At 51.0% G+C, this 13,801-nt stretch carries 15 protein-coding genes; 3 read left to right on the forward strand and 12 right to left on the reverse strand.

The genetic code is table 11. The features are described from left to right. The 3 genes from AAY72_RS12495 to AAY72_RS12505 form a co-directional block, all read left to right on the forward strand. A partial coding sequence (locus AAY72_RS12495; RefSeq protein ID WP_231728963.1) for a transposase occupies positions 1-331 on the forward strand: 331 nt, incomplete at its 5' end. A 6-nt stretch (positions 332-337) separates the two neighbouring features. Further along, positions 338-529 (forward strand): hypothetical protein, encoded by a 192-nt coding sequence (locus AAY72_RS12500; RefSeq protein WP_231728964.1) that lies wholly within the window; start codon positions 338-340, stop codon positions 527-529. After that, positions 529-1,005: a DUF6644 family protein gene (locus AAY72_RS12505; RefSeq protein WP_057787889.1), complete on the forward strand. Its 477-nt coding sequence runs from the start codon at positions 529-531 to the stop codon at positions 1,003-1,005. Before AAY72_RS12500 ends, AAY72_RS12505 begins: the two co-directional genes overlap by 1 nt. A 288-nt stretch (positions 1,006-1,293) precedes the next feature. Here the strand turns inward: AAY72_RS12505 and AAY72_RS12510 are convergent, their stop codons facing one another. From AAY72_RS12510 to pabC, 12 genes are all read right to left on the reverse strand, one after another. Then, positions 1,294-1,653 (reverse strand): hypothetical protein, encoded by a 360-nt coding sequence (locus tag AAY72_RS12510; RefSeq protein WP_231728965.1) that lies wholly within the window; start codon positions 1,651-1,653, stop codon positions 1,294-1,296. 108 nt (positions 1,654-1,761) lie between these two features. Then, a complete protein-coding gene (gene prpF, locus AAY72_RS12515; RefSeq protein WP_057787892.1) occupies positions 1,762-2,949 on the reverse strand; it encodes a 2-methylaconitate cis-trans isomerase PrpF in 1,188 nt (395 codons plus the stop codon). Further along, a complete protein-coding gene (gene acnD / locus AAY72_RS12520; protein WP_057787895.1) occupies positions 2,949-5,534 on the reverse strand; it encodes a Fe/S-dependent 2-methylisocitrate dehydratase AcnD in 2,586 nt (861 codons plus the stop codon). The genes prpF and acnD overlap by 1 nt, the downstream gene beginning before the upstream one ends. Positions 5,535-5,766: 232 nt before the next feature. Beyond that, positions 5,767-6,894, reverse strand: a complete 1,128-nt coding sequence (prpC, locus tag AAY72_RS12525) for a 2-methylcitrate synthase (RefSeq protein ID WP_057787897.1) — start codon at positions 6,892-6,894, stop codon at positions 5,767-5,769. 178 nt (positions 6,895-7,072) lie between these two features. Then, entirely contained in the window at positions 7,073-7,957 is an 885-nt protein-coding gene (gene prpB, locus AAY72_RS12530; protein WP_008983671.1) for a methylisocitrate lyase, read from the reverse strand. Position 7,958: 1 nt separating this feature from the next. Beyond that, positions 7,959-8,645: a GntR family transcriptional regulator gene (locus tag AAY72_RS12535; protein ID WP_008983672.1), complete on the reverse strand. Its 687-nt coding sequence runs from the start codon at positions 8,643-8,645 to the stop codon at positions 7,959-7,961. A gap of 525 nt (positions 8,646-9,170) precedes the next feature. Then, positions 9,171-9,962 (reverse strand): TatD family hydrolase, encoded by a 792-nt coding sequence (locus AAY72_RS12540; RefSeq protein ID WP_057788067.1) that lies wholly within the window; start codon positions 9,960-9,962, stop codon positions 9,171-9,173. A 47-nt stretch (positions 9,963-10,009) separates the two neighbouring features. Continuing rightward, a complete protein-coding gene (locus AAY72_RS12545) occupies positions 10,010-10,336 on the reverse strand; it encodes a PilZ domain-containing protein (RefSeq protein ID WP_008983674.1) in 327 nt (108 codons plus the stop codon). Positions 10,337-10,344: 8 nt separating this feature from the next. After that, a complete protein-coding gene (gene holB / locus AAY72_RS12550) occupies positions 10,345-11,283 on the reverse strand; it encodes a DNA polymerase III subunit delta' (protein WP_057787899.1) in 939 nt (312 codons plus the stop codon). A 1-nt stretch (position 11,284) separates the two neighbouring features. Continuing rightward, positions 11,285-11,911 carry a dTMP kinase gene (gene tmk / locus AAY72_RS12555; protein ID WP_057787901.1) on the reverse strand — a complete coding sequence of 209 codons (627 nt, stop codon included), beginning with the start codon at positions 11,909-11,911 and terminating at the stop codon, positions 11,285-11,287. Then, on the reverse strand, positions 11,901-12,950 hold the full coding sequence (gene mltG / locus AAY72_RS12560) for an endolytic transglycosylase MltG (protein ID WP_057787903.1): 1,050 nt from the start codon (positions 12,948-12,950) through the stop codon (positions 11,901-11,903). The genes tmk and mltG overlap by 11 nt, the downstream gene beginning before the upstream one ends. Beyond that, positions 12,944-13,741 (reverse strand): aminodeoxychorismate lyase, encoded by a 798-nt coding sequence (gene pabC / locus AAY72_RS12565; RefSeq protein WP_057787905.1) that lies wholly within the window; start codon positions 13,739-13,741, stop codon positions 12,944-12,946. Before pabC ends, mltG begins: the two co-directional genes overlap by 7 nt. Positions 13,742-13,801 lie beyond the last annotated feature (60 nt).

A 13,801-nucleotide genomic window follows, 5' to 3' on the forward strand; every position in this document is an offset into this window, starting at 1 on the left:
GATGAAAAAGCACTTAGCGCAGCTCTCTGCTGCAACAGCAAAAGGCCGATTTGCTGTTGTGATCATGGATGGCGCGGGTTGGCATACGGATGATATTGCTGACGATTTTGATAATCTGACGATTTTAAAACTGCCGCCGTATTCGCCAGAGCTCAACCCGATAGAGCAGGTATGGAGTTGGCTGCGCCAACATCATTTAGCGAACCGTTGTTTTGAAAACTATGAAGCGATAGTGGAAGCGTGCAGCGAGGCTTGGAACAGCTTTATCAGCGATACCCATCGAGTGATCAAGATGTGCTCTAGAGAGTGGGCTGTACTGAACAAACTTTAAGATGGAATGGTATTAGGTAATCCGCGTCAAACCCGCGATGCTGGCTTTGTCGAGGGTGAAGCCGCCGTTGGTGATACCGTGTTGATCCGCGGACATCGCTCAGCGAAAAGCGACGAGCGCATTATTAAAGCAGTAAGAGCCACCATTAATGGCAAGGTGTATACCTTTTATCCGCAACTGGTGCGCGAAGACGAGTAATGCTGCAGTCGCTAAGCAGCACCCTGGCGGAATCGGCGCTCGCCAGCGCCATTCGTCACTCAGAGTTAGCTTATCCGCTGCTAAGCAGTCTGCATATCGTGGGTATTGGTATTCTGCTGGGTAATATTCTTCTGCTGGATTTACGACTTTTAGGTGTGCTGAGACAAAACTCACTGGCTGAAGTTCTGAGTTTGCTAAGCCGCATAGCGGGTCTGGGCTTAGGCTTAGCGATAGCGAGCGGTTTACTATTATTTAGTGTACAACCACAGCACTATTTACATAACCCGGCGTTTTTGCTGAAACTCGCATTATTATCGTTGGCACTACTTAACCTACTACTGGTGCAATACAGCCAGAGCTGGCAGCAAGCACAAAGCGGTGGCCAGGTTAGCTCGGGTTTAAAGTTGGCTGCGGCGTGCTCCTTGCTGCTCTGGCTGGCCATTATTATCGCCGGGCGCTGGATTGCTTTTGCGTAGCCGCGCCTGTGCCTGGCGTGGGTTTCAACTGGTTATAGTAAAACCAAACTATTGCATAGAATGCAGTCCGATCAGGTTATAAAACGCTCTGGCCCGCGACATATCGTCGACGTAGATTTCAAAATGTACAACCGGGTTGGTTTGCATGATATTGCTACAAAGTTTGGTCGGTAGTGGTGTTGCACCTTAACGCAGGCATAATCTAACTATAGAAGATACTGCCTGTTACTGGGTCAACGGCCCGAAAAAAACGACCAACAGCGAAGCTGTGACGCGAACTCCTGAACGCTATAACACATCACGGTACTTCTCATTAGCCTGAAAGGCTTCAACCTCCAAGGGCGAGTTGTCATAACCATAGGTGACGAGATCACTAAAATGCTGCGTTATCACCTGCTGCAAGCTGGTACGTTCAATTTGCAGCACATGTACCAACTCATGCGCCAGTTTAGGCGTCGTTAACTGATAGCCTTTTCTCACATAAATGGCATAACCAAACACCTGGGCATTGTTGATAATACCTTCACCGATAAACCCCACGGCTTCGCCCACGGTTTTTAGTAGCAGGTTTTCGTAAGGGAAAGGGACCTGATCAACGACCACCAGCCTGATCTTCTCCGGGCTTTTGATACCAATTTCCCGCGCCAACTGCAGTTGTATTGCCGGCCGTGACCATTACTGTGTCTCTTTTCAGTTCTGTCAAAAAACAGAGCGCTGATAGCGCCCTGTTAAATCGATAACCACTAAAAGCGTCCCTTAAAAACAATCGCCAGGCACCCTTACCCAGCCTTCCATCAGCACCCGCGCGCTGCGGCTCATAATGGCTTTGGTCACCGTCCATTGACCAGCTACTTCAGCGGCCGCGGCACCAACCCGTAAGGTACCAGATGGATGGCCAAAGCGTACTGCTTCTCTGGCACCACCGCCGGCGGCTAAATTTACCAGGGTACCGGGTATTGCCGCGGCCGTACCAATGGCCACCGCTGCCGTGCCCATCATCGCATGGTGTAATTTACCCATTGATAAGGCCCGTACCAGCAAATCAATTTCGCTCTCAGCAACGGTTTTACCGCTGGACGCCATATAACTTTGTGGCGGCGCGACAAAAGCAATTTTTGGTGTGTGGGCGCGGGCGGCCGCTTCGCTGATATCCTGTATCAGACCCATTTTTACTGCGCCATAGGCGCGGATAGTTTCAAAGCGCGCTAACGCCGCCGCATCGCTATTTATCGCGTCCTGCAGTTCAGTACCGGTGTAGCCAATATCCGCGGCATTAACAAAGATGGTCGGAATGCCGGCATTAATTAGCGTGGCTTTAAAGGTACCAATACCTGGCACCTCTAAATCATCCACTAAATTGCCGGTTGGGAACATGGCACCACCGCCCTCGCCTTCATCGGCAGCAGGATCTAGAAACTCAATTTGCACTTCCGCCGCAGGAAAGGTTACCCCATCTAGCTCAAAGTCACCGGTTTCCTGCACCTCACCCTTTGTCATCGGCACATGGGCAATAATGGTTTTGCCAATATTAGCCTGCCAAATCCGCACCGTGCACGGGCCATTTTGCGGGATCCGCGCGGCATCGACCAAACCATTACTAATCGCAAAAGCGCCTACCGCCGCAGTTAAGTTGCCGCAGTTGCCACTCCAATCAATAAAGGGTTTATCGATAGCGACCTGACCAAACAGATAATCAACATCATGCTCGGGCTTGCTGCTTTTGCTTAAGATCACCGTTTTACTGGTGCTCGAGGTCGCGCCGCCCATGCCATCCGTATGTTTACCGTAAGGATCCGGGCTGCCAATTACCCGCAGCAGCAGGTTATCCCGCGCCTTACCCGGCTGCTGGGCAGCAGCGGGTAAGTCAGTCAGCTTAAAGAACACGCCTTTCGAGGTTCCGCCACGCATATAGGTAGCGGGAATTTTGATCTGACCGACGCTCATTAAACCGCTCCTTGCAAAAAGTCCTGCGCAAAGCGCTGCAGCACACCACCGGCTTCATAAATCGACACTTCTTCGGCGGTATCTAAACGGCAGGTGACCGGTACTTCCACTACTTCACCGTTAGCGCGGTTAATTACCAGCGTTAAATCGGTACGTGGTGTGCGGGCGCCTTTCACATCATAGGTCTCAGTACCATCTAACTGCAGGGTTTTACGGTTGGTGCCTGGCTTAAACTCCAGCGGTAATACGCCCATCCCAATTAAGTTGGTACGGTGAATGCGCTCAAAACCTTCAGCCACAATGGCTTCCACACCCGCTAAGCGCACACCTTTGGCGGCCCAGTCGCGTGATGAACCCTGGCCGTAGTCGGCACCGGCAATAATAATCAGCGGTTGTTTGCGATCCATGTAGGTTTCAATCGCTTCCCACATCCGCATTACCTTGCCTTCCGGCTCAACCCGCGCCAGCGAACCTTGTTTTACCTTGCCGTTTTCCAGCACCATTTCGTTAAACAGTTTGGGGTTAGCAAAGGTAGCGCGCTGTGCCGTTAAATGATCGCCGCGGTGCGTGGCATAAGAGTTAAAGTCTTCTTCCGGTAAGCCCATTTTGGCCAGATATTCACCGGCCGCACTGTCCAGCAAAATGGCATTCGAGGGTGATAAATGGTCAGTGGTAATATTATCCGGCAAAATCGCCAGCGGTCGCATACCTTTTAAAGTCCGTTCGCCGGCCAGTGCGCCTTCCCAGTATGGTGGGCGGCGGATATAGGTACTTTGTGGTCGCCAGTTATATAGCGGGCTAATTTGCTCACCGTAATCCACACTTAGCGCAAACATCGGCTCGTACACTTTGCGGAATTGCTCTGGTTTTACGCTTTGTGCTACTACGGCATCAATTTCGGCATCGCTTGGCCAGATATCTTTTAAGGTAATGGCTTTACCGTTATGGTAGCCCAGTACATCTTTTTCGATATCAAAGCGGATAGTACCGGCAATCGCATAGGCGACAACCAACGCAGGTGATGCTAAAAACGCCTGCTTAGCATAAGGATGAATTCGGCCATCAAAGTTACGGTTACCCGATAACACTGCTGTGGCGTACAGATCACGGTCAATAATTTCCTGCTGAATCACCGGATCCAGCGCGCCGCTCATACCATTACAGGTAGTACACGCAAAGGCGACAATGCCAAAGCCCAGTTGCTCCAGCTCGGGCAGCAAACCACCCTCTTCCAGATACAGTTGCACCGCTTTGGAGCCGGGCGCCAGCGAGGTTTTCACCCATGGCTTGCGGCTTAATCCCAGCTTATTGGCATTACGCGCCAGCAAACCTGCGGCAATAACATTGCGCGGGTTAGAGGTATTGGTACAGCTGGTAATGGCCGCGATAATCACCGCGCCATCCGGCATCTTGCCCTCTTCAATTTCATACTTACCGGCAATGCCTTTCGCGGCTAAATCGCTGGTCGATAAGCGGGCATGCGGGTTCGATGGGCCAGCCATGGTGCGGCCAACGCTGGATAAATCAAAGCGTAATACGCGCTCATATTCAGCGGTTTTTAAACTTTCGCTCCACAGACCAGCGGCTTTGGCATAGGTTTCTACCAGTTTCACCTGTGCGCTCTCGCGGCCTGTCAGGGTTAAATAATCCAGCGTTTGCTGATCGATAGAGAACATCGCTGCAGTGGCACCGTATTCTGGTGTCATATTAGAAATGGTAGCCCGGTCACCTAAACTCAGGCTGTCGGCACCTTCGCCAAAGAATTCTAAATAGCTTGATACCACTTTTTCTTTACGCAAAAACTCGGTCAGCGCCAGTACAATATCGGTTGCCATAATACCTGATTGCGCTTTGCCGGTTAGCTCTACGCCGATAATATCCGGCAGCCGCATCCAGCTGGCGCGGCCCAGCATTACGCTTTCGGCCTCTAAACCACCGACGCCAATGGCGATTACACCTAAAGCATCCACATGCGGCGTATGGCTATCGGTACCCACTAAGGTATCCGGAAACGCCACGCCATCTTTGGCATGGATCACCGGCGACATCCGCTCTAAGTTAATCTGATGCATAATGCCGTTACCCGGCGGGATCACATCCACATTTTTAAAGGCTTTCTTGGTCCAGTTAATAAAGTGGAAGCGATCGTCGTTACGTCTGTCTTCAATGGCGCGGTTTTTCTCAAAGGCGTCTTTTTCAAAACCGGCATGTTCTACGGCTAATGAGTGGTCAACAATCAGCTGCGTTGGCACCACCGGGTTCACTTTGGCCGGATCACCACCCTTTTCCGCGATGGCATCACGCAAACCGGCTAAATCAACCAGTGCGGTTTGGCCTAAAATATCGTGGCAGACCACACGGGCCGGAAACCACGGAAAATCGATATCGCGCTTGCGGTAAATCAGCTGTTTTAACGCATCTGGCAATAGCGCCGGATCGCAGCGGCGTACCAGGTTTTCGGCATGCACGCGCGAGGTGTATGGGAGTTTGGCATAAGCACCCGGCTCAATGGCGTCTACCGCTTCGCGGGCGTCAAAGTAGTCGAGCTGGGTACCTGGTAAATTTTTGCGGTATTGGCTATTCATGGTTGGTCTCTATCTGCATAGCACTTTGGATTCAGAGTCAGGCGTGCAACGTCGAACCGGATTGCTCACGCCAAGCCGCCGTGAATACATCCCTGTAGGCTTCATTGTGAATGTCATCCTGACGTTCACCCTTGCGGGCCAGTGCCTGCCCAAATGCGTTCCAAACGCATTTGTCAGGCACCATGCCTTCAAGACTTGGCTTAGAGCAATCCGATGCTCGGGTACCTAAACTCTATCTTGATTCAATAGGTTTCACAGTACGTGGCTCAACACCCACATAATCCGCACTTGGCCGGATAATACGGTTATCGGCGCGCTGCTCCATCACATGCGCAGCCCAACCGGTTAAGCGGCTGCACACGAAAATCGGCGTAAACAGCTTGGTGGGAATACCCATATAGTTATAGGCCGAGGCATGGAAGAAATCGGCGTTACAGAACAGTTTTTTTTCACGCCACATCACCGCTTCACAACGAACGGACACATCGTACAGCTTGGTATTGCCATTGGCTTTGGCCAGTTTTTCTGACCACTCTTTGATCACAGCATTACGCGGATCCGACTCTGAGTAAATGGCATGACCAAAACCCATAATCTTTTCTTTGCGCTCCAGCATGCCCAGCAGTTTTTGCTCGGCATCATCCGGATTGGCCATTTTCTCAATCAGCTCCATCGCCGCTTCGTTCGCACCGCCATGCAATGGGCCGCGCAGTGAGCCGATAGCGCCGGTAATACAGGAGTGCATATCGCTTAGCGTCGAGGCGCACACCCGGGCAGTAAAGGTGGAGGCGTTAAATTCATGCTCAGCGTACAAAATCAGCGAGGCTTGCATTACTTCGACGTGTAAAGCTTCTGGCTTTTTATCGTGCAAGGTCCAGAGGAATTGTTCGGCAATAGAATCAGCGTCGGTTTCCACGTTTACGCGCTTGCCATGGTGGCTATAGTTATACCAGTAGTTAACCAGCCCTGGGAAAATCGCCAGCATCCGGTCGGTCACGTCCTGCTGCTGGGCAAAGCTATCTTCCATTTCCAGATTACCCAGCATTGAGCAACCGGTACGCATCACGTCCATCGGATGGGCATTGGCCGGGATCCGCTCTAACACATCTTTTAATGCCTGAGGCAATGTCCGCAGGCTTTTTAATTTGGCTTTATAAGCGGCAAGTTCAGCACTATTTGGCAATTCGCCTTTTAAAATTAAGTGCGCCACTTCTTCAAAGGTACAGTTGGCGGCTAAATCTTTTACATCATAGCCCCGATAGGTTAAGCCTGAACCGGTCTTACCTACTGTTGATAAGGCGGTTTTACCTGCTACCTGGCCGCGCAAACCTGCGCCTGAGAGTACTTTACCTGTTGACATGGTTTTGTTGCTCCTGTTCTGTTTAGCCTTCATCCTTGTCACTGCAGCGGTGTTAGCTGCGTTCGCGAACCACGGTCACATAGTAGACTATGCTCCCGAGGATTCACTCACTTGCTGCCTTGCTGCAGCGGCAAGGATTTTGGCTAAAAGTAATAATTAAAAATGTAAAATAGTTATCTTAAGATTTTTTGCTGCTAAACAGCTGATCCAGTTTTTGTTCGAAGCTGTGGTAATTTAAAAAGTCGTACAGCTCAGCGCGGGTTTGCATGCTGTCTACCACGGCTTTCTGATCGCCGTTTGCCAGAATCGACTGATACACATTGAGTGCGGCCTTGTTCATGGCACGGAAGGCACTTAACGGATACAGCACCATCGCCACACCCACGCTAGCCAGCTCAGCTTTGTTATACAGTGGGGTTTGACCGAACTCAGTGATATTGGCCAGTACCGGCACCTTTAACGCTGAGGTAAAGGCTTTATATTGTTCCAGCGTATGCACCGCCTCAGCAAAAATGGCATCGGCACCGGCGTCCTGACAGGCAATGGCTCGCTCAATGGCCGCATCTAAACCTTGCTGGGCTAACGCATCAGTGCGCGCCATAATAAAGAAGCTCTCGTCAGTACGGGCATCAACACTGGCTTTAACGCGGTCGACCATTTCATCGAGGCTGACAATTTCTTTATTCGGGCGATGACCACAACGCTTTTGCGCCACCTGATCTTCAATATGAAAGCCCGCTGCGCCGGCACGGGTCATTTCTTTTACCGTGCGGGCAATATTAAAAGCCCCACCCCAACCGGTATCGGCATCCACTAACAGTGGCAGGCTGGTGGCGCCAGTAATACGGCGGATATCTTCACAGACATCATTTAACGACGTCATGCCTAAATCAGGTAAACCAAAAGAGGCATTGGCTACGCCAGCACCAGACAGGTAAAGCGCCTGATGTCCGGTACGCTCGGCCATCATCGCGGTGTAGGCATTAATGGTGCCGACGATTTGCAGTGGCGAATTGGCGGTAATGGCGGCACGGAATTTCTGGCCGGCGGTTAAATTGCTCATCTTAGTTCCCCTGTTGCTCTAGTTCAGACAGTTTATGTTCGATATTGCGCCTGGAGGCAGCGATATGCCGGCGCATCAATAAGTCGGCCAGTTCACCATCGCGATTGGCAATGGCATTAATAATAGCCTTATGTTCGTCAAATGCCCGCGATACGCGCGGGCCATTCATGCCAAGCTGCACCCGGTACATCCGCATCAGGTGATACAGCTCGTCGGTTAGAATATTGATTAAATACGGGTTTTTACTGCCAAGAATAATACGGTAATGAAAATCCAGATCGCCGGCTTCCTGGTAATAACTCTCACCCTCACGCACCCGCTGCGAGCTAAGGTGCTGATCTAACAAATCCTGCATCTCACGAATTTCGGCATCGCTCATTTGTGAGGCCGCTAACCGACAGGCTAAGCCCTCTAATTCTTCACGCAGTTGATACAGCGATAACAAATTTTCTGTCGACAATTTCACTACCCGTGCCCCGGCATTCGGCGTGCGTTCCAGTAAGTGGCAACGCTCTAACCTTGCTAAGGCTTCACGCAGCGGCGCGCGGCTAAGATCAAAGCGTTTCGCCAGCTCCGGTTCGCTGATCTTAGAGCCCGGCGCAATTTCACCGGCCACAATGGCGCGCAACAGCTCTTGCAGTACACGATCAGCAGCGGTTACAGCGGGGCGTTGCAAAGCAGGATTCATAGCTGATTGTCGACATAAACAAAGAATGGGTAAGTTTTAGGCTTATTTAACGCCAGTGTCAAGTTAAAATCGGCAGGATTGTCGACAATCAGACTAAAGTACATATTAATGCTTAAGGACTCCGGTACGACAAGCATACCGGAGTCAGAGACAGTAGCTAGTACCGGAGTCGATTCAGCTTGTGATGAATTTTTAGATTTTTTTAGAATATAAAGCCAGATTTTTAGCTTACATAATGATAACAATATCTGACCCTATTACAGGTCAAATTCAGTCGCTGTGCATAATTGCCGGCATAAGCTGGGGATAACTTGGGCATAAGTTGAACAATGAAAAGATTGGGTAAATAACTTTTCGCAACTTAAGGAACATGAAAATTAGCGCAGCTTAGCTACACTTGATTTTACTTTAGGTAACTTCTTCTCGATAGCGCACGGCTCATTCCCTATGAGCCATTCCCCTAAGCCCGGAACAATTTGGATTGGTTCCGGGCTTCTTTTATCTACGGGGTTACGGCCGAATATTTTATGCAGCCTGTCGTTTTGCCGCGGCTAACGTAAACAACTGATAGAAGTTTGCCGTTGTTTGCCGCGCCAGCTGCTCTAAAGTTACTACCTTAACCTCAGCCATGGCCGCGGCAACGTCAGTCACATAAGCCGGTTGATTGGTTTTACCGCGATGCGGTACCGGCGCCAGATAAGGCGCATCGGTTTCAATTAATAGCCGGTCTAAAGGCAGCTTTTTTACTACCTCGCGTAGCTCGGTTGCGTTACGAAATGTCATAATGCCGGAGATAGAAATATAAAAACCCAGATCCAGCGCCGCCTTTGCCATCTCATAGTTTTCAGTAAAGCAATGCAATACGCCACCAGCATCGCCAGCCTGGTGCGTTTTCATTAAATTAATGGTATCGGCGCGTGCATCCCGGGTATGGATAATCAATGGCTTGTTTAATTGCCGGGCGACACTGATATGTTTAACAAAGCCGTCTTGCTGGCTGAGCTTGCTGTCCGGGTTATAAAAATAATCCAGACCAGTTTCGCCTACCGCCACTACCTCTGGCTGCGCTGCCAAGCGGGCTAACAAGTCGACGTCAACACTATCACTCTGATGCAAAGGGTGTTCACCACAAGATACCGACACTTGCGCGTACGGTTTTACCAGCTCAGCCATTGCCGGATATTCTGCCAACGATACGCTAACACACAGTAGGTGTTCAATATTACGCTGTGTAGCGTTGTTCAGCACCTGCTCCAACGAAAGCCCGAGTTTATCCAGCTCCAGCCGATCTAAATGACAATGTGAATCTACAAACAAAACAACCTCAGACAAAAACCGGAGCGGCAAGGCGCTACCGGCAATAACTACATGGTATAGGTGGGTTCATTGCTATGCAGCATACCACCCAGTAACTTTTCAATCCGACTACTCAGATTATGCTTATCATCAATAAAGGCGACGCCAATCCCCGCCGGATTCGAGCTTTGGGCACCCAGTGGCGAGACCCAGGCAACCTTACCGGTAACCAGCACCGGCTCCAGGGCATCGGGCAAGGTTACACTTAGCGCCAGCGACTGCCCCATTCGGTAATGCCGGGCCGAGCGAATAAACAGACCACCGTTTTTCATAAACGGCATATAGCAACGATACAGCTCTTTGGTATCAGTAAAACCCAGTGCTAACTCTTCCATTTTGCCTCCTAATCGCGTCCCGGCCGACCGGCTCTGAGTAAAGCCCGCCACTCCGTTAACAGCGCACTTAGCGCCAGCGCTTTATTCTGCCCTAAAATCTGTTGCTCGTCACGACAGAAGCGGAACAAGCTTTGTTGCAACCCCTGCATCTGCGCTGGTGCTAACATCGGCATCGTCACTATTTGTTCACGCAATACATAGCTTAGCAGTAAGGTCAGATCACTGCGTCCTTCCAGTTGTTTTAGCAGCGGTGCTAACGGTTCAGTGCTGCGGATAAACTGCTGCAATTGCGTGATAAGTTGCTGCAGTGTCTCCAGTTCGCTACTTTGTAACAGACTGATCGCTTTTAACGGTGCTCCACCGCTAAAGCTGACAATAAAATCCGGAACAGGACCCTGCAGCTGTGTTCGCAAATAATCGCTTAGTTGCGAAGCGCTAAGAGGCGCCAGATCCCAGCGCTGACAACGGCTTAAAATTGTCGGCTTAAGGCGCTGCGCCTGTGCAGTACAGAGGATTAAGAAACAGCCCTGCGGTGGTTCCTCCAGCGTTTTTAACAAGGCGTTGGCTGCCGCTTCGGTTAGCCGCTCAGCATGGCGCAATAACACCACTTTATTACCGCTTTGTTGTGCTTTACCCTGAGTAAAATCCGTTAAACGGCGAATTTCATCCACACCCAGACTGGCGTTTTCCGGCTGTAACAACAACAGATCGGCATGATTACCGGCTGCCAGTAACAGGCAGCTCTTACACTGGCCACAAGCCGTTGCAGCCGCCGGCGTTTTACACAACACTAACGCCGCCAGCATATGCCCTAGCTCAAGTTTACCAATGCCTTCCGGGCCATTAAATAATAAGGCATGCGCCAGTCGTTGTTGACGATACAACTGTGACAACTGCTGCAAACTGTCGTTTAACCATGGATAGGCCTGGCTATTCAGCAGCGCCATCTCAGACTCCTGCCGCCTGTAACGATTGCCGCAGCGCCTGCTGCACCTGGATCAGTGGCTGCCCGGCATCAATCACCATGATGTTGGGTTCCTTGGCGGCGATCTCCAGATATTTGGCGCGGGTACGCTGAAAAAAACTCAGTTGCTCCTGCTCTATCCGATCTAACTCACCGCGGCTGGCCGCGCGGGCCAAACCCTGCGCCGGATCGATATCCAGATATAAGGTCAGATCGGGTCGCGTGTCGCCCAGTACCGCTGTACGCAGCGTATCCAACAAGCTGTCACCGAGCTGCCGGCCGCCGCCTTGATAAGCCCGTGACGACAGATCATGGCGGTCAGCCAGTACCCAGTTACCCGCAGCAAGCGCCGGCCGGATCACATTAGTTAACAGCTGCACCCGTGAGGCGTACATCAACAGTAGCTCGGTTTCCGGCGCAACCTTCTCTTGCAGATCGGCTTGTTTAACCAAAGACCGTAACTGCTCTGCCAGTGGTGTACCGCCCGGCTCCCGGGTACAAACCACCTGATGGCCGCGGCTTTCCAGGTACTGTTTTACGGTGGCAATAGCAGTACTTTTACCTGCCCCTTCCAGCCCTTCGATAACGATAAATTTGCCGTTACTGCTCATTATTTTGTCCAAGAATATATTTTCGTACTGCGCTGTTATGCTGCTCCAATGTTTGTGAAAACACGTGAGAACCATCACCGCGGCTGACAAAGTAGTAGTAATCGCTCTGCTCAGGTGCGGCTGCCGCTTTTAGCGCACTTAAACTAACCAGTGAAATCGGCCCTGGCGGTAAACCATGATGCCGGTAGGTGTTGTAAGGATGCGGATCGCGTAAATGGGCGCGAGTAATGCGGCCATTATAATCTGCTACGCCATAGATCACTGTCGGATCGGTTTGCAGTCGCATCCCGGTATTTAAGCGGTTAACAAATACCGAACTGACCAAACCGCGTTCGGCTTGCAAACCGCTTTCTTTTTCGATAATCGAGGCCAGCGTCAATAACTGATAAGGGTTTTGTAGCGGCAAATCGGGCTGTCGCTGTTGCCAGGCTTGCTCCAGCTGCGTTAGTAATGCCAGGTGAGCACGCAACCAAATACTGCTGGCTTTGCTATTGGCAGTATAAAAATAGGTATCCGGAAAAAACAGCCCTTCCATTTGTTGCGCCAGCTCTGGCATCGGCGCTAATTCGCCCCACTCAGCCGGCCAGCGTAACAGCTGCTGTAATTCCGCGATTTGCGTCAGATCCTGTTGTAAATAAGGTAACTGTGCAAAACGTTGCCAGCTTTGTACCAGAGTTTCGCCTTCAATCAGGGTGACACTAAACTGAGCAACCCGACCAGAGCGAAATAATGCCAGGACCTGCGACAGCGACATTGGCGAGCTTACCCGGTATAACCCCTGCTGCAATTGCGCCTGCTCTGGATGTTGGCGCAAGTAGAATTTAAGTTGCTGACACTGCCAGGCACTCAATTGTTGCTGTTGTTGCCACAGCTCACAGAGTTGACGCGCCGATGCGCCAGCGCGCAGCTCAAACAGCTCGTCCGTAAACTGAATAGGCATCGCCAGCAGTCGTTGTTGTACCTGCTGCCAGTAACTGTTACCAGCGACCAGTAAAAACACCAGCAGCACCGGTAACCAATAAGATAGACGTCTTAACATAGTACCTGTTGTTGTATTGACCGTACGGCGCTCAGATCCAGCGTGCGGTCTGTCAATTCACGCACTGCGGCTATTCCCAGCAATGCATTAGTAAAAAACATCGCCGTTACTGCCGGTAACTCCTGCAGCGGCAGCTCGCGCTCAGCAATCTGCGGTAGTTGCGACATGATATGTTTGCGCATTACCCCAGCCACGCCACAAGCATCCAGCGGCGGTGTATACCAGCGCCCAGCTAACTGATAAAACAAATTTGCAGCCGTGCCCTCAACCACCAAGTCGTTAGTATCGGCAACAATAAAATCATCCAGTGTTGTAACAGCCAGCTGCTGTTTCAGCATCACCTGTTCCAACCGGTTACAGTGTTTTAAACCGGCTAATACCGGTTGCCGGGCCAGTCGCAAGGTTGCTACCCCAACCTTTAAACCTTTCGCTCTAAGCGCGGTATAGTCCGGTAGCGGTGCCTGATACAGATAACAACTCACTTGCACCTGCGGATCCGGTGCATAACCGCGGCCACCAATACCCCGGGAGATTAGCAATTTAAATACACAGTCTTCAGATTGGCGTTGCGCTTGCGCCTGTAACCAGGTTGCCAGCTGTTGCCAGTCTGGTTCAGCGAATCCGAGCCGCTTAGCACTGACCTGCAAACGCGCCAAATGTAATGGCCAGAGCGCAATTTCCCCGTTACAGACCCGCATCGTGGTAAAAAGACCATCGCCATATTGTAAAGCGCGACAACCACCGGCGACTGCGGCAGTAACAGGCGAATCAATCAGAATAAAATCAGCCATATCTGTTCTTTACTAAAATTTGCGACCGCTTTGCACAAGGTTGGGCTCAGTATGCCTTAA

It is taken from the genome of Alishewanella sp. WH16-1 (assembly GCF_001441695.1).
Classification (GTDB): domain Bacteria; phylum Pseudomonadota; class Gammaproteobacteria; order Enterobacterales; family Alteromonadaceae; genus Alishewanella; species Alishewanella agri.

Excerpts from the sequence above, each read along its gene's own strand:
- AAY72_RS12500 (WP_231728964.1), top strand. The coding sequence starts at position 338 with ATGGTATTAGGTAATCCGCGTCAAACCCGCGATGCTGGCTTTGTCGAG.
- AAY72_RS12505 (WP_057787889.1), top strand. The coding sequence starts at position 529 with ATGCTGCAGTCGCTAAGCAGCACCCTGGCGGAATCGGCGCTCGCCAGC.
- prpF (WP_057787892.1), bottom strand. The coding sequence starts at position 2,949 with ATGAGCGTCGGTCAGATCAAAATTCCCGCTACCTATATGCGTGGCGGA.
- acnD (WP_057787895.1), bottom strand. The coding sequence starts at position 5,534 with ATGAATAGCCAATACCGCAAAAATTTACCAGGTACCCAGCTCGACTAC.
- prpC (WP_057787897.1), bottom strand. The coding sequence starts at position 6,894 with ATGTCAACAGGTAAAGTACTCTCAGGCGCAGGTTTGCGCGGCCAGGTA.
- prpB (WP_008983671.1), bottom strand. The coding sequence starts at position 7,957 with ATGAGCAATTTAACCGCCGGCCAGAAATTCCGTGCCGCCATTACCGCC.
- AAY72_RS12535 (WP_008983672.1), bottom strand. The coding sequence starts at position 8,645 with ATGAATCCTGCTTTGCAACGCCCCGCTGTAACCGCTGCTGATCGTGTA.
- AAY72_RS12545 (WP_008983674.1), bottom strand. The coding sequence starts at position 10,336 with ATGGAAGAGTTAGCACTGGGTTTTACTGATACCAAAGAGCTGTATCGT.
- holB (WP_057787899.1), bottom strand. The coding sequence starts at position 11,283 with ATGGCGCTGCTGAATAGCCAGGCCTATCCATGGTTAAACGACAGTTTG.
- tmk (WP_057787901.1), bottom strand. The coding sequence starts at position 11,911 with ATGAGCAGTAACGGCAAATTTATCGTTATCGAAGGGCTGGAAGGGGCA.
- mltG (WP_057787903.1), bottom strand. The coding sequence starts at position 12,950 with ATGTTAAGACGTCTATCTTATTGGTTACCGGTGCTGCTGGTGTTTTTA.
- pabC (WP_057787905.1), bottom strand. The coding sequence starts at position 13,741 with ATGGCTGATTTTATTCTGATTGATTCGCCTGTTACTGCCGCAGTCGCC.